Below are 18,579 nucleotides of genomic sequence, written 5' to 3' on the forward strand. Positions count from 1 at the left end.
TATCGAAAAAAACCCTTTACTTTGTATGTTGAATCAGATAATTATTACACATGGCACTACAGGAAGAGGTATTTAAGAAAATAATATCACACAGTAAAGAGTATGGGTTTGTTTTCCCTTCAAGTGAAATTTATGATGGATTAAGCGCGGTATATGACTATGGTCAGAATGGCGTTGAATTAAAAAACAACTTAAAAAAATATTGGTGGGACAGTATGGTTCTGCTGCATGAGAATGTTGTTGGTATAGACTCTGCAATTTTTATGCATCCAACAATATGGAAAGCTTCAGGACATGTGGACGCTTTTAATGACCCGCTGATCGACAACAAAGACAGTAAAAAGCGTTACCGTGCCGATGTATTGATTGAAGATCACCTGGCTAAACTGGATGATAAGATTGAAAAAGAGGTTCAGAAAGCTGCAAAACGTTTCGGAGACTCTTTCGACGAGCAGATGTTCAGGGAGACCAATCCTCGTGTTCTGGAAAATCGTCAGAAACGTGATGAGGTTCATTCTCGCTTTGCAAAAGCTCTTAATGATAACAATCTCGAGGATTTGCGTCAGATTATCCTGGATTGTGAGATAGCTTGCCCTATAAGCGGTACAAGAAACTGGACAGAGGTAAGACAGTTCAATTTGATGTTTTCTACAGAAATGGGAGCAACCTCTGATGGTGCAATGAAGGTTTACCTTCGACCCGAATCTGCCCAGGGTATCTTTGTTAACTTCCTTAACGTTCAGAAAACAGGTCGTATGAAGGTTCCATTTGGTATTGCACAGATTGGAAAAGCCTTCCGCAACGAGATAGTAGCACGTCAGTTCATCTTCCGTATGCGTGAATTCGAACAGATGGAGATGCAGTTCTTTGTTGTTCCGGGAGAAGAATTAAAATGGTTCGAACATTGGAAGAAATTAAGAATGGAATGGCATCAGGCACTTGGATTTGGTGCTGATAAATATCGCTTTCATGATCATGATAAGCTTGCACACTACGCCAATGCGGCTACAGATATTGAGTTCGAAATGCCGTTTGGCTTCAAAGAAGTAGAAGGAATTCACTCACGTACAGACTTCGACCTTAGTCAACATGAGAAATTCTCAGGCAAAAAAATGCAATACTTCGATCCTGAACTTAATAAATCATACACTCCATATGTGGTTGAAACATCAATCGGTGTCGACCGTATGTTCCTTTCTATTCTAGCAGGTTCATATTGCGAAGAGACACTTGAAAATGGTGAAACTCGTGTAATGATGAAATTTCCTGCTGAGTTAGCTCCTGTGAAGCTGGCAATTTTGCCATTAGTAAGAAAGGATGGACTGCCTGAGAAAGCTCGTGAAATTATGGATGATCTTAAATTCAGTTTCTCTTGTCAGTACGACGAAAAAGACAGTATTGGTAAACGTTACCGCCGTCATGATGCAATAGGCACACCATTCTGTGCAACTATCGACCATCAGACACTGGAGGATAACACTGTTACTGTGCGTTACCGCGACTCAATGGAGCAGGAAAGGGTTGCTATCGACTCTCTTCAAAACATTATTGCACAAAAGACTGATTTGAAAAATCTATTGAAAAAACTTTCAGTATAAAGATTATAAAACCACAACAATGAAACTAAAACTATCATTACTCCTCAGCCTTTTTGCATTCATTTTGTTTTCTTCATGCAATGAAGAAGAAACATTTGATGAAAAGTGGAAACTCGATAACGAAGCTCAGTTCTCTAAAATATCTTCTAACTCTGAATACTCTAAGATTAACTCCACTTCAGGTATTGGATTTATAATGTATAAGGTGATTGAGTCTGGTGAAGGTGAGGTCTCACCCATATTTACAGATGTAGTAAAAGTACGTTACACTGGTTGGTATAAATCTGATTGGACAAAACCTGACAAATACAATGATGACAAAGGCAATGTAATCATCAACAAAGTTGTATTCGATACTACTTCAAAGAATGATGTTCCCAGAAGTTTCAGTGTGAACGGGGTTGTTGATGGTTTCTCAACTGCATTACAACATATGAAAGTAGGTGATAAATGGGAAGTATGGATGCCCTGGAGACTTGCTTATGGTGTGACCGGTAAAGGAAATATCCCAGGATATACGACTCTTGTATTCGAAATTGAACTGGTTGAAATAGTTGAATAACTCAAACAAAAAAGGAAACTCCAAAAAGAGTTTCCTTTTTTATTGTGATCAGTTACTCAGTACTCAAAACTATTGAATAAAGATCTATAAACTCAATAAGAATTGCTCAATTATTCCTCTGACTTGTGTATTAGTTGTATTAAACTTGTTTACCATTACCGCAAAAACATACTTTTTATTGCCATCAATTAAATAACCGGCATAACACTGTACTCCACCAATGCTGCCACTCTTTGCAATTATTTTTCCACTGTACTTTGTATTACGCATAAAGTTACGTAATGTTCCCTCCTGACCCGCTTTTGGCAATGAACTGATAAATGCTTCACTGTACCTGCTGTCATTATGCATATATGTAAGAATATCCGTAAGGAATTTTGGACTTACAAAATTTTGTGGTGCAAGACCGCTGCCATCGTGCATTAATAAAGATGAGATTTCTACTCCTTTACTTTTCCAGTATTCAGCTGTAACTTTAATGCCTGCATCCAATGCATTCTCATTAATATCTTTAACATCGTTTCTTCCAATTGTTCTTATAAGATGTTCAGCATAGTGGTTGTTGCTCTCAACATTAACCTCTCTTACAATTTCATACAAGGGATGGGATAATTGGGTAAATATCGACTGCCCTACTCTATAATAGGAGTACGTTTTCTTTGGTGAACAGAGTCTTTTTAAATAATCCTCCCTTGCCGTTTCAACATTGTTGACTTTATAACCTGCCTTATTTAGATAATCAGCTAAGGTCTCTCCTAAAAGCATCCCCGGATCCGGGATATCGCCTTTTATGCTAAATGATGTTCTACCGGCAGGAATATCTCCTCTTAAAGTTCTTTCGTATGAGAAAGGGGCACCATAAATATATCCGTTGTCGCGACCAGTATTGTTAAGTTTAAGTTCATTATTAAAAGTTAGTCTTTTAATTACAGGTTCTGTTCTCAAGATAACCGGACAACTATTTTTATCAACTGTATTAAAAAACAGGCGGTAACTATTGTCAAATATACTTATTCCATATGTGCCGGATGCATAATAATTACCAATATCAATCCATGTCCATTCAGGTGAAACACCCTCATAACCAAACAGATCATCTACGATATACAGTGAATAGTTTTGATTTTTCGAAAGAGTTTTACTCAACAACTGTACGCTATTTATAAAGAAACCATAACGATTTTCACTAAATACCTCACTACCTAATGTAGGGTCACCGGACCCAATTACCAAAATTCGTGAAGGATCATCAACATCAAGAGCTACTTCTGTACTATATCTGTAGTTATCACCCAGTGTCTCTAATGCAGTAGCTGTTGTAACCAGTTTTAATACCGAAGCAGGAGTTAGTGATTTCTCTGCATTATGAGAAACTATGCTTTTACCTGTTGTAATATCAACTACAGAGATTCCTACTGATGCATGTCTCAATAATGGATTATTTACTACATTTTGCACATTCTGCTGAGAGTAAACCAGACAGCTTATGGAAAATATAAATGTTGTATATAATATTCTCAACATATTTTCAAATTTTGAATTGATTTTAGACAACTTTAAATATCAGCTATTTACATGATAATAAAACAATTATATTCAATTTTATTTATTTGAGTCGGTCTTCCCAAGCAGATCATCAATTCTGACAAAATCATAACCTCTCTTTTTAATTTCGATTATCAGATCATCCATACGATCATATAGTTTATCCATTCTCTTCGGATCTGTACCAATATGAATCAAAAGTATAAAACCACTAAGCCCATTTTCATCCTTTTCTTCATATTTCAAAATATTATTATAGATTGTTTCAGATGACATATAGTTATTCATATCAGGTGTGGTATAATCAGCATTAGATGTTGTACCGGGAGTAAAATTAACTACCACTACTCCCATTTTTCCAGCCCATTCACTTATTTCTTTGTTATACCATTCATAAGGAGGCATAAAATATCTAGGCGACTCAATCGACAACCCAATGCTCTGCATTGCTAAATAGTTATCTTTCAAATCACTCTCAAACTCTTCACGTGTTACTAATGTTGAATCACGCTTTGTCCAATCGGCATAAAGCAGATGTTTGTCTGAGTGAGGTGCCATATAGTGTCCAAACTTCTGAAGTTTTCGGGAGATTTCTGGATACAACCTATAAAATTCACCAGTAAGAAAGAAAGTGCCTTTAATGTCATGTCTCTTTAAAACAGTCATTATTGTTTCTGCACCATCAGCAAATTCATGTCCTGTAAAAACGAGTGAAAGGTTTTTTATATTTCTATTACCTCGGATTATTCCGCCCTCAACTAAGGTTACTGCATTACAAGGACTAACGTTTTCAACTAATCTTTTTTTTTTGCATGCGATGCCAGATAGCCAAAATAATAGGTCATACATGCTGTACCATCCATAGTGGGTTCGTTGGTCGAATAATCAGCAAAATCATCGTGATATACAACATGGTCTGACTGAAACTCGGCATATTGATCATCATTTGCAAGATAAATACCTTTCAGACTACCAAAAATAGAACTGTAAATTGGTCCGTCAACAATACCCCCAGTTATAGGATAACCTTTAAGTTTTGTGAATGCTGAATGAGTATCTACAGGATAATCCCCATTTTCAGGATATCCAACAATCATCGATGTACCCCATGGATTGCATCCTAGCAGCCAGTCACGCATAGCAGTTTCAATTTCAAGATATGTATCATCACCTGTTAGTTCGTTATACAACCTGCACTGAGTAATGAAAGCAAGAGTCAGGTTATTTGAGCACCATATAAAAGGAATGCCATTCATAAAAGCATTTCCTTCGGCTCTGTCCATAACACGCTGTATACCACTCTTCATATTGCGGATAAATTCACTGCTGGCTTTCTTATCTGTGTCTTGAGCCGCAATCTGATAGTGACCCATATTAATAAAAGGATACCATTGATAGTGACGGGCAGAATCAGCGCCCATCCATGGTGTTACAGGTTCCTTGCGACCATAATTTATTGCATCGGTAAGATATTTATTTTCTCCCGTAGCTTTGAAAAGTTCTGATGCAGCAAGCTCCATATCATCAACCCAGTTGTCCTCTTCATAAAAATAGGGAGCACCACCGGGAGCAGTCTGACTTACCCCAGGATTAGCAGCACCATTGTTATACGCATCAAGGGATTTCTGTTTCAGCAGTTCTGAGAATTCCGGATAATATTCAGCCAGAATCTCTGCACCTAAAGAAAATGAGGAGGAGTACTTCCCTAATGTTGAAGCCATACCTGTACTCCTGTTTTTATAATTAAACAATCCCTGTGGCTCAGGACTAACAAAGTAGATAGCTCTCTCCTTTCCGGGACCCCAACCATAATCGGCCATCTGCTCACTTGGTATTGTAAAACCAATATGATCCCTGTCGTCAGCAAGCTGATTGAAGTAAGTATCAGAATCTGGATTCATCTTCACCAGCCAGTCTAATCCCCACTTTGCCTCATCCAGAATATCTGGAATTCCATTGGCCCCCTCATCACCATTTGCATCGTAATAGTCACCAAATGTGTCAGGATATTTGGAGTAGGCAAAAAGCATCTGGTAAACAGCATTAGCTGTTGTTGCTACATATTGCAGGTAATCTGATGCATCATGCCATCCACCTATGGTATTGTAATATAAACCATTCCTTTCACCTTTAGGGTCACCAACTGTAATACCATCATGAACATGACAGGAGTCTTTTAAAAATGGATTGTAACCACATCTTTGCTGACGCATATATTTCAGAGGAATCTCTGATGCATCAGCATATATATCATCACCAATTCGGAATGGAACAGATTGGATATTATTAATTCTGACAAAATACTTACCCGGTTTAGTAAATTCCGTAAAATCGAGTCTGGCCGAAGAATCGAAACCCCAGGTTTTACCAGTATTTCTAACTTTTGTTCCTTTGTATACAATCTCATTTGTGCTGTAATCAACAAGTTCAAATGATTTTTGGGTGACATCTGATTTGCTGATGAAGACTGCAACTTTAATGTCGTTTTCGAGATATCCAATCTGATTAACACGGATCCAGCTGTTTTGAGAAAATAAAACTGTTGTTATAATTGAAAAGAATAAGGTAATAGATATATTTTTCATACAAAGTAGAGTTTAGAATCTATATTAAACTACTATATTAATTGTTGCAAATATAACAATTAAATATTAATAAGGTATTTACCATAAAAAGACTTCTCAACATTCTTGTTTTACTCTTACATAAACCTAACTTATATAAGGAATATAAGAAGCAGATAAGAGTCAGTAAAGAACTAAATAAAAGTCAAGTTTACATTATAAGTAAACTTACAAGCACAAAAAAACCTGCATAATTATTTATGCAGGCTCTCTAAAATATCTTATAAATTAGAATTTGTATCCAACAGATAGGTAGGCGTTTTGATTTTTCACGTTTCCATTACTGGTATTCGAAATATTTACCAATCCCATATCCCATCCTAAGTCTACTAGAATTGGTCCGAATTCAGCTCCAACACCAAGGCCAAGTCCTGCATCAAAAGGTTTGTATTGTAACATTCCATCACCAAATATTTTATCTACTTCCAATGAACCTAATTCTCCTGCATCCAGTTTTCTACTTCCACCAACTCCATATGCAGCATAAGGTCCTGCATGAAACACAACTCTTGTTCCGGGAGTAACATCAATTTTATATGCATAATGAACAGGCAGCTGTATATACATAAGGTTTTCTGTATAGTCTAAATTTCCTGAATCATACTTATACCCTTTTGTAGTAAAAAACAAACCAGTTTGAATTGCCGAATTGAAAGAGAAGTCGATGTCAGCTAATAAGCCAACATTAAACCCAATTTTCACATTTTCATTATCCAGTTCATCTCCATATAAGTTGGACATATTAATTCCACCTTTAACACCTAAACTCACCTGAGCACTTACAGCTGTTACCATTGCAAACAATGCTAGTACCAGCATTAATTTGATTTTTTTCATAATTAAAATTATTAGTTAAGTTTGTTTGTTCGAAGATATATCTTCAAATACTGTTATAAAACACCTCCTGTAGGTTATTTGTTCATTAATAGAGAGATTTAGACTCAACAAAAAGTATATAGAGAAAATGTATAAGTTGATGCTATTTTAACAGTTTACTGTAAAACAGACCATTAAATATAGACAAGTTCGAATTCTCCGGTATTGAAAATTTCATTAGCCATTTCTAAAATCTGTGCTGATGTTACATTGTTTATTTTTGAGAAAATAATATCCAGAGAAGACGATTGGTTGAAATGCAGAAAACTCTTAGCCATAACAAGTGAGTTGCTTTCATTATTCTCAGCTGATATTCCCATCTGTCCCATCAGCTGACGTTTAGCCACGGTTAGTTGCATCGGTGTAAGTTCTTTGGTCATTAATCTCTTTATCTCTTTATTAATTAACTTTCGGCACTTTTCCCTGTTTTTAGGATCACATGCATAATATATAGACAAAAAGCCTGTGTCGGTATATAATGTATGATTTGATTCAACATTGTAAACCAGTCCATGTTTTTCCCTTAAGGAGCTGTTTAGCCGGCTATTCATGCTCCCTCCTCCAAGAACGCTGTTAAGCAGATAGAGTACATACTTATCAGGATTATACATGTTCATTGTTTTCCAGCCCAAAACAACGTGCGACTGTGTAGTATTCTTTTGAATTACCCTTGAAATTGGTTTTAAATAACCGGGAGACAGTCGTTTTTTTACTTCAGTATTCAAAGCACCAAAAACATTCTTTTTAAATGCAAAGTGTTTTTCAGCCTGCTTAATTACCTTTTCAAAAGGAGTTTTTCCAAAAGAAAAAAGAACCATATTCTCCATCTTATACTGACGGTTCACAAAATTGAGGATATTGTCTGATTTGAAACTGTTAAGAGTTTCTTGATAACCTAATATATAGTGACCAATTTCATGACCTTCAAACATAAGATTTTCAAAGTCATCAAATATCAATTCGGCAGGAGAATCATCATATGAGTTAATCTCATCCAGTATAACCTCACGCTCTTTACTTATCTGGTTTTCGGAAAACTCAGAATTGAAAATTATATCACTTAGCAGCTCCATTGCACGTGGAAAATGTTCCTGCAGGAAAGTAGCATATATAAAGGTCTCTTCCTTTGTAGTATATGCATTCAGGTCACCTCCTACATTCTCCATCCTATTCATTATATGATGTGCTCTGCGGTTTTTTGTACCTTTAAACAACATATGTTCCACAAAATGAGCCATACCATATTCTGATGGATACTCGTCACGAGTTCCTGTATTTATAACCAGTCCACAATAAGATATCTCCGATGGAAACTGTCTGTGAATTATTCGCAAGCCATTTTCCAGTTTATAGCTATTTAAAGTGTTTAGTATATTATTTTGTTCTGAAAACTTGTTCATTTTGTATTCTTGTCCCCTCTACCTGTTTTCCTATCTGTCTGTAGCTTAAATAATATTTTCTCAACTCATCAGGAAATTTCTCAATCGAGTATCTGAGCATTGTACGTGGCATAATAGCTGCATGTTTATTAAGAAAGTGTAACAATACAGCCTCATCTCTTTTCCCGACTTCTCGCAACATCCATCCACAAGCTTTATGCATAAGATCATGTTGGTGTGTGAGAAACATCTCTGATAATTCTAATGTATCATTAAAATCGTTATTTCGTATAAATGTTAATGTTGAAATTACTGCTATACGTTGATCCCAGAGCAGTTCGCTTTCTGCAAGTTGATATAATAGAGACCTATCTTCTCTGTTTTTGAGCCATTCGCCCACTATCTTATATGACGAAACATCAACCAGATCCCAGTTATTTATATGAATTGTATTTGCTAAGTAGTAGTTAAGTATCTCATATTTAACTATTTCATTGGCCTTTTTAAATTGATGTGTTAGAATTACCAAAGCACATAATCTGCACTCATGTAATTCATCTTCAAGCAACTTTTTATTTTCAGATAAAGGTAAGTCGGGATATTTATTTGCTACACTTCGAGTTTCAGGCACAGTGCATCCTATAAATTTATCACCATATCCATACTCTCCTTCGGCAGTTTTAAAGAAATAAGCAGAATGATTTGCTCTTTCGGGACTTCCTAATGCAATAAGTTTGTTTTTAATTTCTAGTGCGGACATATATACAATATTATTTATTACATATATATAAACAGATTGGATAATTTAATATGATTTTAATTTACACGTGAAATAGGATATGTACCTTCATAGAAACCTACAATATTCTGTGCCATCTCTACCGACATGGCAATTCTGTCCTCTAAAGTTTTAGTTCCTGCATGAGGTGCCAGCAGCACATTATCAAGCTCTAACAACTCGGGAAGAATATGGGGTTCATTCTCAAAAACATCAAGAGCAGCAGCCCATATTCTGTTCTCTTTTAATGCTTTTAACATTGCCTTTTCATCAACCATATCACCACGTGCTGTATTGATAAAAACTGCTGTTTGTTTCATCATATTAAACTCTTTCTCTCCAATCATATGATATGTCTCAGGAGTTGAAGGGGCATTGAGTGATATAAAATCGGCAGTTTTCAACAATTCGTCCTTTGAAACAAAACGGGCAGAATATTGCTTCTCTATATCCTCAGCCAGCCTGTTTCTGTTATTATATATTATATTCATACCTGAAGCAACTGCTCGTCGTGCCAGAGACTGACCAATTCTACCCATCCCTATTATTCCAAGAGTTTTTCCAAAAACAGGAAGACCAGCATCTGTATAAGTACCCCAGCTTACACCTTGTGGAGTACGAATCTTTCGGTCATAATACCCTATCCTTCTGGCTGCTCCAAGAAGAAGAGCAAAAGCAAACTCAGCAGTTGGCTCTCTTGTGGTTTTTGGAATATTTGTTACCACTATTCCCTTTCTTGTTGCATAATCTACATCAATATTATTGAACCCGACTCCAAAATTAGAGATTAATTCAAGATTTACACCTCTGTCCATTATTTCCTTATCTGTAAAAAAACTAAAATTTGGTACTAATACATCATATTCCGGTATTAATTCAAGAACCTCTTCTCTTGAAAAAAAAGATCTATCTTTGGGAAGGGTGAGCTCATATTTATCATTTAAAACAGTAAGCCCTTCAGGTTTCAGGCGGTAAGTAATTAACACTCTCTTCATCTTGAATTGTGAATTTAATTAGGAAATAGTTTGTCAACCGTTTTAACGGCAAAATAGCCGATTTTGTTGTAATTAATAATATAAAACAAAAAAAACGAGCCTTTTGACTCGTTCTTTTGCTCTTCCTCTTGGACTTGAACCAAGGACCCTCTGATTAACAGTCAGATGCTCTAACCAACTGAGCTAAGGAAGAATATTTCACTTTTTAATCTTAAATCTTTTTTTGCTCTTCCTCTTGGACTTGAACCAAGGACCCTCTGATTAACAGTCAGATGCTCTAACCAACTGAGCTAAGGAAGAATTATTTGCTTTTCTAAAAAGTGTTGCAAAAGTAGTACAATTTTCCGAATGTTCCAATAGTTATAAGAAAAAAAATACATATGTATTTCACTGTGGCAGCAAGTTCAGTATTCTTTCTACAACCATATCTTCTGAGTTTGACAGATTTATCCAATTTATATCTTTATCTTTTTTAAACCAGGTTATCTGCTTTCTTGCATAATTTCGTGAGTGTTGTTTAATCTTATCAATTGCAAAATCAAGTGTACACCTTCCATCAAAATATTCGAAAAGCTCTTTATACCCCACTGTATTTAATGAATTAAGATGCCTGATAGGATAAAAACTGCGCGCTTCTTCAATAAGACCTTCTTCAACCATATTATCAACGCGCCTGTTTATTCTATCATATAGTTGTTCTCTATCCATATTAAAACCAACCTTTACAATATCAAAAGGGCGTTCCTTTTTTGAATTAGTACGTAATGAGGAATAGGGTTTTCCTGCCATCAAACAAACTTCAAGAGCATGAATTACTCGTTTTGGATTTTTCAGATCTACTTCGGAATAAAACTGTGGATCCAGAATTTTCAGTTGCTGGCGAATAGGATCGAGGCCCTCTTTTTTATATAACTCCTGAATATCTTTTCGTAATGAACTATCAATAGTAGGTATATCATCAATACCATTACAAACAGCATCTATATACATCATAGAACCTCCAGTCATAACAATAACTCTATGATCTTTGAAGAGCTTCCGGAGCATTCCTAATGCCTCCTGCTCATATATACTTGCACTATAATAATCTTCGGGAGATAATATTTCAACGAAATAATGTGGTACGCGCTGCATCTGTGCTTGAGTAGGTGCGGCTGTACAGATACTCATACCCTTATAGATCTGCCTTGAATCGGCTGATAATATCGGACTGTTTAATTTCTCCGCCACGTTTAGACTCCACTCGGTCTTACCAACACCTGTAGGACCAAGCAATACGAGGAGGATATTCATTATAATTTTTGGATTTAAAGAGTTTAATATTAATAGATTAGGTAATAATATAAACTTAATTTAATAAATATCAGCTGAATCAGTATTTGATGAAATGTCGATCTCGTCCAAACCATCAAAACCTTCCTTATCTAATTCATCCAGATCAAAGTTTTCATCACCATAAAATGATTCGCCCAAATCAAAAGTTACTCCTTCATGCTTTACATCCTGTATTTCAGTAATCTGAACAGGTGGTTCACCTTCAGAAACAGTGCAGATAGCTTTTTTTAGATTTTTCCCGGGTATTATTTCTGATAACTCAATATATAAAGCACGTTCGGTCAGATATTCAAACACGAACATAAGTTTTTGTTTTTCATCCTCAAGAAAATCACTTAATACACACTCATCCATTGTAAATGAATCTTCATCTGAATCGGTATCCATTTCAACCAGAGTAATTTCCTGCTTCTTTCGCCATTTATTATCAGTGAGAAAAAATGAAGCCATCTCTTTATCACTATAACCGGTGCAATCCAATATGGATTTATATAAATCCAGGAATGTTGCATCAGCATCTATTTTAATTTCCCTTTTGAAGTTGTCAACTTCATCCGACAGAATTAGAAACTTGAATATCATTTCGATCTTTTTTTAAACATTGTTGACGTTTCAAAGGTAATAAAAAGTTTCAAATTCCAACATTCAACAGAACAATAAATAGGTGAACCTAATAAGTGGGAAATTGTTTTATACTTAAACAAAACTGATGAAAATAATGAGACCAAGATACTTGCCAATAGATCCGGAATACTTCGAAATTATTGAGGAGCAGATGAAAAAAGATGAAACAAGAGTGATTTATTTTACTTTTTCGGATGAGCCTGAACTGGGGGAGTCCAACGGCAGGATTATTAAAATCGAGAATAACAGGGAAGAAGGAGATTTCCTTATTTTCGAAAATGGAGAAAAAGTGAGATTGGACCGGATTGTGGTTATTAGTGGAATACCCGGACCTGCATATGATGAATATGATTCATATGCATTGGCACCATTAACCTGTAAGGCAGGATATGACGACTCATTTTGTGAGTAAGTTCAGAAATAATTATCTTTGCCATAGAAATTATATTCTCGTATATGGCTTTAAGGCAGCAACAAGAACTTAAACAGATACAACGGCTATCACCTCTTCAGATGCAGGTGATTAAGCTGATTGAACTTAATAATGTTGAAGTAGAGGATCGGATAAAACAGGAAATTGAAGAAAATCCGGCACTTGAAACAACTGATAATGACCTGTCTGAAAGTTCAGTTATTGATGATGAAATATCCGAAGCAGATAATTTGACCCAGGATGAAATGATTCTGGGTGATTATTTTTCAGATGATGATATTCCCGATTACAGACTTAACAAATCAGAGAGAAAGAGTGATACTGACTTTTTCGAGATCAGCTATTATGATGATAAATCATTGCATGATTATCTGTTTGAACAAATCGGACTAATGGATTTGGACTCAGAAAAACAGACAATAGCTGAGTATATTATAGGCAATATTGATGAAAACGGTTATCTGCAAAGAGATTTGCAATCTATTTCCAACGACCTGCTTTTTCAGCAACAGCTGGATGTAACTCCTCTGCAACTTGAGGATATATTATACGAAATTCAGGATCTTGACCCGGCAGGTATAGGTGCACGTGATCTTCAGGAATGCCTGCTGATACAACTCGGTCGAGAAAAACAATCTGAAGAGGTTGAAATTGCAACCACTATAATTACGGATTATTTCGAGGAATTTTCCAAAAAACATTACGATAAAATAATACGTCTGCTAAACATCACTCAGGAAAAATTAAAAGATGCAATTGAAGTAATTATTTCTCTTAATCCAAAACCGGGAAATACTCTTGGAGGGACAATGCAGACTGCAATGAATAATATTACTCCCGACTTTATAGTCGATTCGTATAACGGTGAAGTGACAATTCAACTGAATAACAGCAATATACCTAACCTAAGAGTTAATCGTAATTTTTCAGAAATGCTAAAGGGATATACTGACAACAAAACCAGTATGTCATCAGATGATAAACAGGCAATACTTTTCATGAAGCAGAAGGTGGATTCTGCAAAATGGTTCATTGATGCAGTAAGACAAAGGCAAAACACTCTGCAACGTACAATGGAAGCAATAGTAAGCATTCAGTATGATTTCTTTCTCACTGAAGATGAAACTATGCTAAAACCAATGATTCTAAAAGATGTGGCTGAAAAAACCGGATTTGATATTTCTACTATTTCAAGAGTCAGTAACAGCAAATATGTACAGACAAATACTAATATTTATCCACTGAAATATTTTTTCTCTGAAGCAATGCAAACCGTAGATGGCGAAGATATTTCATCGAGAGAAGTAAAATCTATATTAATGGAGAGTATAGAAAATGAAAATTCTGCAAAACCTCTTACAGATGAACAGCTTACAAAAATACTTAATAGCAAAGGCTATGTTATTGCCCGTAGAACTGTTGCAAAATACAGAGAACAATTAAATATTCCCGTGGCACGTTTGAGAAAAAAACTTTAACTTTGTCCGATGAAATCGATAGCACATGTAATCTCCACAGTTTTCCAGCCATTATTGATGCCGGCGTACAGCATTTTACTACTGTTCGCTTACACCTATTTTGGTGCAATTTATTCTCATAAATTCTGGCAAATAATTACTCCCGTACTGTTCTTTTCATTTATTATTCCGGCAGTACTTATAACTATATTATATAAACTGGGTATAATTTCGGATCTGTCACTTAAAGTTCGAAAGGAGCGTATTTATCCATATTTAATCACACTTATCTCATACACTGTAATGATTATATATTATTACAGAATGAATATGCCTACCTGGTTTATGATGATTATGGCTTCATCTGTTGCCATTATGATAATTGCCATACTTATTACATTTATATGGAAAATAAGTGCACATATGTTTGGCATTGGAGGTCTGACTGGTGGTGCAATGGCTGTTTGTTATTTCGTAGAACGCTCCAACCCCTATATTATGTTTATGGGTTTGTTTATTCTTGCAGGATTAATAGGTACATCCAGACTTATCTTAAAACGACACACACTTTCGCAAGTTATAGCCGGGTTTCTACTTGGTTTTATTGTGTCTTTTACGTTTGTTTGGATCGGCACATAAGCAAGCTTTTGTAATTAAATTATTATATTGTACATTTACAATTATTATTTATAAAATAAAAAAAATAGACTACTATGAATTTTCCTGAAAACTTAAAGTACTCTTCCGATCATGAATGGGTGAGAGTGGAAGGCAACGAAGCTTTTATAGGTATTACCGATTTTGCTCAGGAAGAGCTGGGTGATATTGTGTTCATTGATGTATCTACAGAAGGTGAAACTCTCGAACAGGGAGAAGTGTTTGGAAGTGTAGAGGCCGTTAAAACTGTATCTGACCTGTTGATGCCTGTTAGTGGTGAGGTTCTGGAAATAAACCCTGAACTGGATGACGCTCCTGAGATGGTTAATCAAGATCCATATGAAAAAGGATGGATAATAAAAGTTACAATTGAGAAACCAGAAGAGTTAGATGGCTTAATGTCTGCTGCTGACTACAAAAGTTTTATCGGAAAGTAAGATTATATGAAGCCTATAGTAAGTATCATTATGGGAAGCACTTCTGATCTTCCTGTAATGGAAAAAGCAGCCAAGTTTCTTGATGAGATGGAGGTGCCATTCGAGATAAATGCACTTTCAGCTCACAGAACTCCTGAAGAGGTTGAAATATTTGCAAAGGGTGCTGCAGAAAATGGTATCAAGGTGATTATTGCTGCAGCAGGTATGGCTGCACATTTGCCCGGAGTAATTGCTTCAATGACATCAATACCGGTTATCGGTGTTCCAATTAAAGCATCACTGGAAGGGATTGATGCACTGCTTTCAATTGTGCAGATGCCACCTGGAATACCTGTTGCTACCGTTGGTATAAACGGATCCCTTAATGCTGCTATACTTGCTTTGCAGATGATTGCCACAGGAGATGAGGCATTGCAAAATAAATTGGTAGAATATAAAATTTCACTTAAAAATAAGATCAAGAAAGCTAACGAAGAGTTGGCTCAGGTTTCATATAAATATAAAACCAATTGAAGTTCGTAAAATGACGTACGAAGAAATACAAACAATCCTAAAGAAGGAAACAAACGCAATTCTTAATATTCCTATTACTGACCAATACGAGAAAGCAATCGATTTAATTGTAGAGTACGTACATGAAAAACGAGGAAAGCTTGTTATTAGCGGTATGGGTAAAGCAGGACAGATAGGACAAAACATATCAACAACCTTCTGTTCTACGGGTACACCATCAATTTTCCTGCATCCCAGTGAGGCTCAGCATGGTGATCTTGGAGTACTGCAGGAGAATGATCTTCTGCTTTTAATTACAAATTCCGGTGAAACACGTGAGATTATTGAGTTGGTTGAACTTGCCAGAGGATTATACGAGCAAGTACCAATTATTGTAATTACCGGAAATAATTCAAGTGTACTGGCAAAAAAAGCAGATGTATTTCTGCTTACCGGAAATCCTGCTGAAGTTTGTCCATTGGATCTTACCCCTACTACATCTACAACAGTAATGACTGTAATGGGAGATATACTTGTTGTAGGTACAATGAAGAGAATTAATTTCAGTATTAGCGAATATGCAAAAAGGCACCATGGGGGTTATCTGGGAGATAAATCCAGAAATGCAGAAATTCGTGTTAAAGAACTTAATAAAGAGAAATAATTGTATGAAAAAAGTAGTTTTTATGCTAACAACACTGTTACTGCTTGCAGCCTGCAACGGCAAAAAAGAAGCAGGCTCAAAACCGGCAGCCGACGATGGTATCGACTCAACATTTGAATATAAGGTCGACCGGTTTGCAGATATTGAAATATTAAGATATCCTGTTCCAGGATTCAACAGTCTTTCACTAAAACAGAAGGAATTGATTTATTACCTATCACAAGCTGCTCTTGAAGGACGTGATATCTTATGGGATCAGAATAATCGTTATAATCTAACTATACGCAGAGTATGTGAAGGTGTGTATGAGAATTACATGGGTAACAAATCTTCCGATGACTGGAAACAATTTGAGACTTATCTTAAACAGATTTGGATGGCAAACGGTATCCACCATCACTATTCTGAAGATAAAATCATACCACAATTCTCACAGGAGTATTTTGTTTCTCTTGTAAAAAGCGTTGATCCGGGAAGAATGCCTTTCCGTGATGGTATGGCTGCAGATGAAACTTTAAATGAAATACTTCCTGTTATGTTTGATCCGGCAGTTATGCCAAAAAGAATGAATCAGACACCGGGAAAGGATATTATTCAGACTTCTGCCGTAAACTTCTATGAAGGTGTAACTCAGAAAGAGGTTGAAGATTTCTATAACGCCATGAAGGATCCGAATGACAACACACCAGTATCATACGGTCTTAATAGTAAAGTAGTCAAAGAAAACGGTGTAGTTACCGAAAAAGTTTGGAAGCTTGGTGGAATGTATGATAAGGCAATTGAGCGTATAATTGGATGGTTAGAAAAAGCATCTGAGGTTGCAGAAAATGACCATCAAAAAGATGTAATCAAAACTCTTATCGAATATTATAAAACAGGTAATCTTCAAACTTTTGATGAATATTCAGTTAAATGGGTAACTGATACAACTTCACGTGTTGATTTTATTAATGGTTTTATTGAGACGTATACTGACCCTATGGGACTGAAAGCCACTTGGGAGTCACTTGTTAATTTTAAAAGTATTGAGGCATCAGAGCGCACCAGAATTATCAGTGAGAACGCACAGTGGTTTGAGGACAACTCTCCAATAGACAACCGTTTTAAGAAAGAAGAAGTAAAAGGTGTTTCTGCTAAAGTAATTACTGCTGCTATTTTGGGTGGTGATACATATCCTTCAACTCCAATTGGTATAAATCTGCCAAATGCAGACTGGATAAGAAGAGATCATGGATCTAAATCAGTTACTATAGATAATATCACTTTTGCATATGATAAAGCTGCAGAAGGAAATGGGTTCAAGGAAGAATTCATGTGGAGTGAAAAAGAGATTGAGCTTACTAAAAAGTATGGAACATTAACTGATAATCTGCACACCGACTTGCATGAATGTTTAGGTCATGGTTCAGGTAAGTTGCTTCCAGGAGTTAGCTCTGATGTTCTTCAGGCATATGCTTCACCACTGGAAGAAACACGTGCCGATCTGTTTGCACTTTACTATCTGGCTGATCCGAAGCTAGTTGAACTTGGTTTATTACCTGACAATGAAGCTTATAAAGCTGAATACTACTCATATATTATGAATGGTGCTATGACTCAGCTTACCCGTATACAACCAGGAAAGGATATTGAACAGGCTCATATGCGTAATCGTGCTACTATATCTAACTGGGTAATTGAGAAAGGTAAGGCTGAAAATGTGGTAGCTTTTGAAAAGAAAGATGGTAAAACCTACATCGTGATCAACGATTATGATAAGTTACGTCAGCTTTTTGGAGAATTGCTTGCTGAAGTACAGCGTATTAAGTCAGAAGGGGATTTTGAAGCAGGTAAAAACCTGATCGAAACTTATGGAGTAAAGGTGGACAAGAATCTACATGAGGAGGTTTTATCAAGATACGAAGCTCTTAATATTGCACCTTACAAAGGTTTTGTTAATCCTGTTTATAAGCTTGTAACTGATGAGAATGGTAAAGTAACAGATGTGACAATATCTTATAAAGAGAACTACATAGATCAACAATTACGTTATTCTAAACAGTATTCTGTGCTTCCACTTAAAAACTGATTTTAATCAGACTACATACTTAGGATATTTATATTTTAGCACTGAGTATTGAATA

At 35.9% G+C, this 18,579-nt stretch carries 18 protein-coding genes and 2 tRNA genes; 9 read left to right on the plus strand and 11 right to left on the minus strand.

Annotation, left to right across the window (positions count from 1 at the left end; genetic code table 11):
* The first annotated feature begins 50 nt into the window (after nt 1-50).
* Both PHO43_RS01425 and bamJ read left to right on the plus strand, forming a co-directional pair.
* The gene (locus PHO43_RS01425) at nt 51-1,598 is read left to right on the plus strand and encodes a glycine--tRNA ligase (protein ID WP_045089697.1); all 1,548 of its coding nucleotides are present in this window, start codon (nt 51-53) and stop codon (nt 1,596-1,598) included.
* Nucleotides 1,599-1,617: 19 nt separating this feature from the next.
* Nucleotides 1,618-2,160 (plus strand): BamJ family beta-barrel-assembly machinery protein, encoded by a 543-nt coding sequence (bamJ, locus tag PHO43_RS01430; RefSeq protein ID WP_052673159.1) that lies wholly within the window; start codon nt 1,618-1,620, stop codon nt 2,158-2,160.
* Nucleotides 2,161-2,244: 84 nt separating this feature from the next.
* On the opposite strand, the gene dacB is transcribed toward bamJ, so the two are convergent.
* The 11 genes from dacB to PHO43_RS01485 form a co-directional block, all read right to left on the minus strand.
* Nucleotides 2,245-3,684 carry a D-alanyl-D-alanine carboxypeptidase/D-alanyl-D-alanine endopeptidase gene (dacB, locus tag PHO43_RS01435; RefSeq protein ID WP_288008812.1) on the minus strand — a complete coding sequence of 480 codons (1,440 nt, stop codon included), beginning with the start codon at nt 3,682-3,684 and terminating at the stop codon, nt 2,245-2,247.
* 78 nt (nt 3,685-3,762) lie between these two features.
* On the minus strand, nt 3,763-4,554 hold the full coding sequence (locus PHO43_RS01440) for a polysaccharide deacetylase family protein (protein ID WP_231623064.1): 792 nt from the start codon (nt 4,552-4,554) through the stop codon (nt 3,763-3,765).
* On the minus strand, nt 4,500-6,290 hold the full coding sequence (locus PHO43_RS01445) for a glycoside hydrolase family 9 protein (RefSeq protein WP_045089699.1): 1,791 nt from the start codon (nt 6,288-6,290) through the stop codon (nt 4,500-4,502). Before PHO43_RS01445 ends, PHO43_RS01440 begins: the two co-directional genes overlap by 55 nt.
* A gap of 267 nt (nt 6,291-6,557) precedes the next feature.
* The gene (locus PHO43_RS01450) at nt 6,558-7,166 is read right to left on the minus strand and encodes a porin family protein (RefSeq protein WP_045089700.1); all 609 of its coding nucleotides are present in this window, start codon (nt 7,164-7,166) and stop codon (nt 6,558-6,560) included.
* A gap of 173 nt (nt 7,167-7,339) precedes the next feature.
* Nucleotides 7,340-8,605, minus strand: coding sequence for a M16 family metallopeptidase (locus PHO43_RS01455; RefSeq protein WP_045089701.1), 1,266 nt, complete (start codon nt 8,603-8,605; stop codon nt 7,340-7,342).
* Complete coding sequence (locus PHO43_RS01460; RefSeq protein ID WP_074010704.1) at nt 8,580-9,344, minus strand: DNA alkylation repair protein; 765 nt, start codon at nt 9,342-9,344, stop codon at nt 8,580-8,582. Before PHO43_RS01460 ends, PHO43_RS01455 begins: the two co-directional genes overlap by 26 nt.
* Before the next feature lie 56 nt (nt 9,345-9,400).
* Nucleotides 9,401-10,357 carry an NAD(P)-dependent oxidoreductase gene (locus tag PHO43_RS01465; RefSeq protein ID WP_045089702.1) on the minus strand — a complete coding sequence of 319 codons (957 nt, stop codon included), beginning with the start codon at nt 10,355-10,357 and terminating at the stop codon, nt 9,401-9,403.
* A gap of 119 nt (nt 10,358-10,476) precedes the next feature.
* Nucleotides 10,477-10,550: transfer RNA gene (locus PHO43_RS01470), tRNA-Asn, on the minus strand.
* Nucleotides 10,551-10,583: 33 nt separating this feature from the next.
* A tRNA-Asn gene (locus PHO43_RS01475) sits at nt 10,584-10,657 on the minus strand.
* 87 nt (nt 10,658-10,744) lie between these two features.
* Entirely contained in the window at nt 10,745-11,650 is a 906-nt protein-coding gene (gene miaA / locus PHO43_RS01480) for a tRNA (adenosine(37)-N6)-dimethylallyltransferase MiaA (RefSeq protein WP_045089703.1), read from the minus strand.
* A 60-nt stretch (nt 11,651-11,710) separates the two neighbouring features.
* A complete protein-coding gene (locus PHO43_RS01485; protein ID WP_045089704.1) occupies nt 11,711-12,274 on the minus strand; it encodes an IS1096 element passenger TnpR family protein in 564 nt (187 codons plus the stop codon).
* A 127-nt stretch (nt 12,275-12,401) separates the two neighbouring features.
* Between PHO43_RS01485 and PHO43_RS01490 the strand changes: the two genes are divergently transcribed.
* The 7 genes from PHO43_RS01490 to PHO43_RS01520 all read left to right on the plus strand — a co-directional run bounded on the left by PHO43_RS01490 (nt 12,402) and on the right by PHO43_RS01520 (nt 18,524).
* Nucleotides 12,402-12,728 (plus strand): hypothetical protein, encoded by a 327-nt coding sequence (locus PHO43_RS01490; RefSeq protein ID WP_053826234.1) that lies wholly within the window; start codon nt 12,402-12,404, stop codon nt 12,726-12,728.
* Nucleotides 12,729-12,772: 44 nt separating this feature from the next.
* The gene (gene rpoN, locus PHO43_RS01495; RefSeq protein WP_053826233.1) at nt 12,773-14,227 is read left to right on the plus strand and encodes an RNA polymerase factor sigma-54; all 1,455 of its coding nucleotides are present in this window, start codon (nt 12,773-12,775) and stop codon (nt 14,225-14,227) included.
* Between the two features lie 9 nt (nt 14,228-14,236).
* A complete protein-coding gene (locus PHO43_RS01500; protein WP_045089707.1) occupies nt 14,237-14,845 on the plus strand; it encodes a phosphatase PAP2 family protein in 609 nt (202 codons plus the stop codon).
* Nucleotides 14,846-14,919: 74 nt separating this feature from the next.
* Complete coding sequence (gene gcvH, locus PHO43_RS01505) at nt 14,920-15,300, plus strand: glycine cleavage system protein GcvH (protein WP_045089708.1); 381 nt, start codon at nt 14,920-14,922, stop codon at nt 15,298-15,300.
* 6 nt (nt 15,301-15,306) lie between these two features.
* Nucleotides 15,307-15,813, plus strand: a complete 507-nt coding sequence (purE, locus tag PHO43_RS01510) for a 5-(carboxyamino)imidazole ribonucleotide mutase (protein WP_045089709.1) — start codon at nt 15,307-15,309, stop codon at nt 15,811-15,813.
* A 10-nt stretch (nt 15,814-15,823) separates the two neighbouring features.
* Complete coding sequence (locus PHO43_RS01515; RefSeq protein WP_045089710.1) at nt 15,824-16,456, plus strand: SIS domain-containing protein; 633 nt, start codon at nt 15,824-15,826, stop codon at nt 16,454-16,456.
* A 4-nt stretch (nt 16,457-16,460) separates the two neighbouring features.
* Nucleotides 16,461-18,524, plus strand: coding sequence for a dipeptidyl-peptidase 3 family protein (locus tag PHO43_RS01520; RefSeq protein WP_053826232.1), 2,064 nt, complete (start codon nt 16,461-16,463; stop codon nt 18,522-18,524).
* Nucleotides 18,525-18,579: the final 55 nt, after the last annotated feature.

It is taken from the genome of Lascolabacillus sp. (assembly GCF_028696275.1).
GTDB lineage: Bacteria > Bacteroidota > Bacteroidia > Bacteroidales > Dysgonomonadaceae > Proteiniphilum > Proteiniphilum massiliensis.

Excerpts from the sequence above, each read along its gene's own strand:
- PHO43_RS01425 (WP_045089697.1), top strand. The coding sequence starts at position 51 with ATGGCACTACAGGAAGAGGTATTTAAGAAAATAATATCACACAGTAAA.
- bamJ (WP_052673159.1), top strand. The coding sequence starts at position 1,618 with ATGAAACTAAAACTATCATTACTCCTCAGCCTTTTTGCATTCATTTTG.
- dacB (WP_288008812.1), bottom strand. The coding sequence starts at position 3,684 with ATGTTGAGAATATTATATACAACATTTATATTTTCCATAAGCTGTCTG.
- PHO43_RS01440 (WP_231623064.1), bottom strand. The coding sequence starts at position 4,554 with ATGTATGACCTATTATTTTGGCTATCTGGCATCGCATGCAAAAAAAAA.
- PHO43_RS01445 (WP_045089699.1), bottom strand. The coding sequence starts at position 6,290 with ATGAAAAATATATCTATTACCTTATTCTTTTCAATTATAACAACAGTT.
- PHO43_RS01450 (WP_045089700.1), bottom strand. The coding sequence starts at position 7,166 with ATGAAAAAAATCAAATTAATGCTGGTACTAGCATTGTTTGCAATGGTA.
- PHO43_RS01455 (WP_045089701.1), bottom strand. The coding sequence starts at position 8,605 with ATGAACAAGTTTTCAGAACAAAATAATATACTAAACACTTTAAATAGC.
- PHO43_RS01460 (WP_074010704.1), bottom strand. The coding sequence starts at position 9,344 with ATGTCCGCACTAGAAATTAAAAACAAACTTATTGCATTAGGAAGTCCC.
- PHO43_RS01465 (WP_045089702.1), bottom strand. The coding sequence starts at position 10,357 with ATGAAGAGAGTGTTAATTACTTACCGCCTGAAACCTGAAGGGCTTACT.
- miaA (WP_045089703.1), bottom strand. The coding sequence starts at position 11,650 with ATGAATATCCTCCTCGTATTGCTTGGTCCTACAGGTGTTGGTAAGACC.
- PHO43_RS01485 (WP_045089704.1), bottom strand. The coding sequence starts at position 12,274 with ATGATATTCAAGTTTCTAATTCTGTCGGATGAAGTTGACAACTTCAAA.
- PHO43_RS01490 (WP_053826234.1), top strand. The coding sequence starts at position 12,402 with ATGAAAATAATGAGACCAAGATACTTGCCAATAGATCCGGAATACTTC.
- rpoN (WP_053826233.1), top strand. The coding sequence starts at position 12,773 with ATGGCTTTAAGGCAGCAACAAGAACTTAAACAGATACAACGGCTATCA.
- PHO43_RS01500 (WP_045089707.1), top strand. The coding sequence starts at position 14,237 with ATGAAATCGATAGCACATGTAATCTCCACAGTTTTCCAGCCATTATTG.
- gcvH (WP_045089708.1), top strand. The coding sequence starts at position 14,920 with ATGAATTTTCCTGAAAACTTAAAGTACTCTTCCGATCATGAATGGGTG.
- purE (WP_045089709.1), top strand. The coding sequence starts at position 15,307 with ATGAAGCCTATAGTAAGTATCATTATGGGAAGCACTTCTGATCTTCCT.
- PHO43_RS01515 (WP_045089710.1), top strand. The coding sequence starts at position 15,824 with ATGACGTACGAAGAAATACAAACAATCCTAAAGAAGGAAACAAACGCA.
- PHO43_RS01520 (WP_053826232.1), top strand. The coding sequence starts at position 16,461 with ATGAAAAAAGTAGTTTTTATGCTAACAACACTGTTACTGCTTGCAGCC.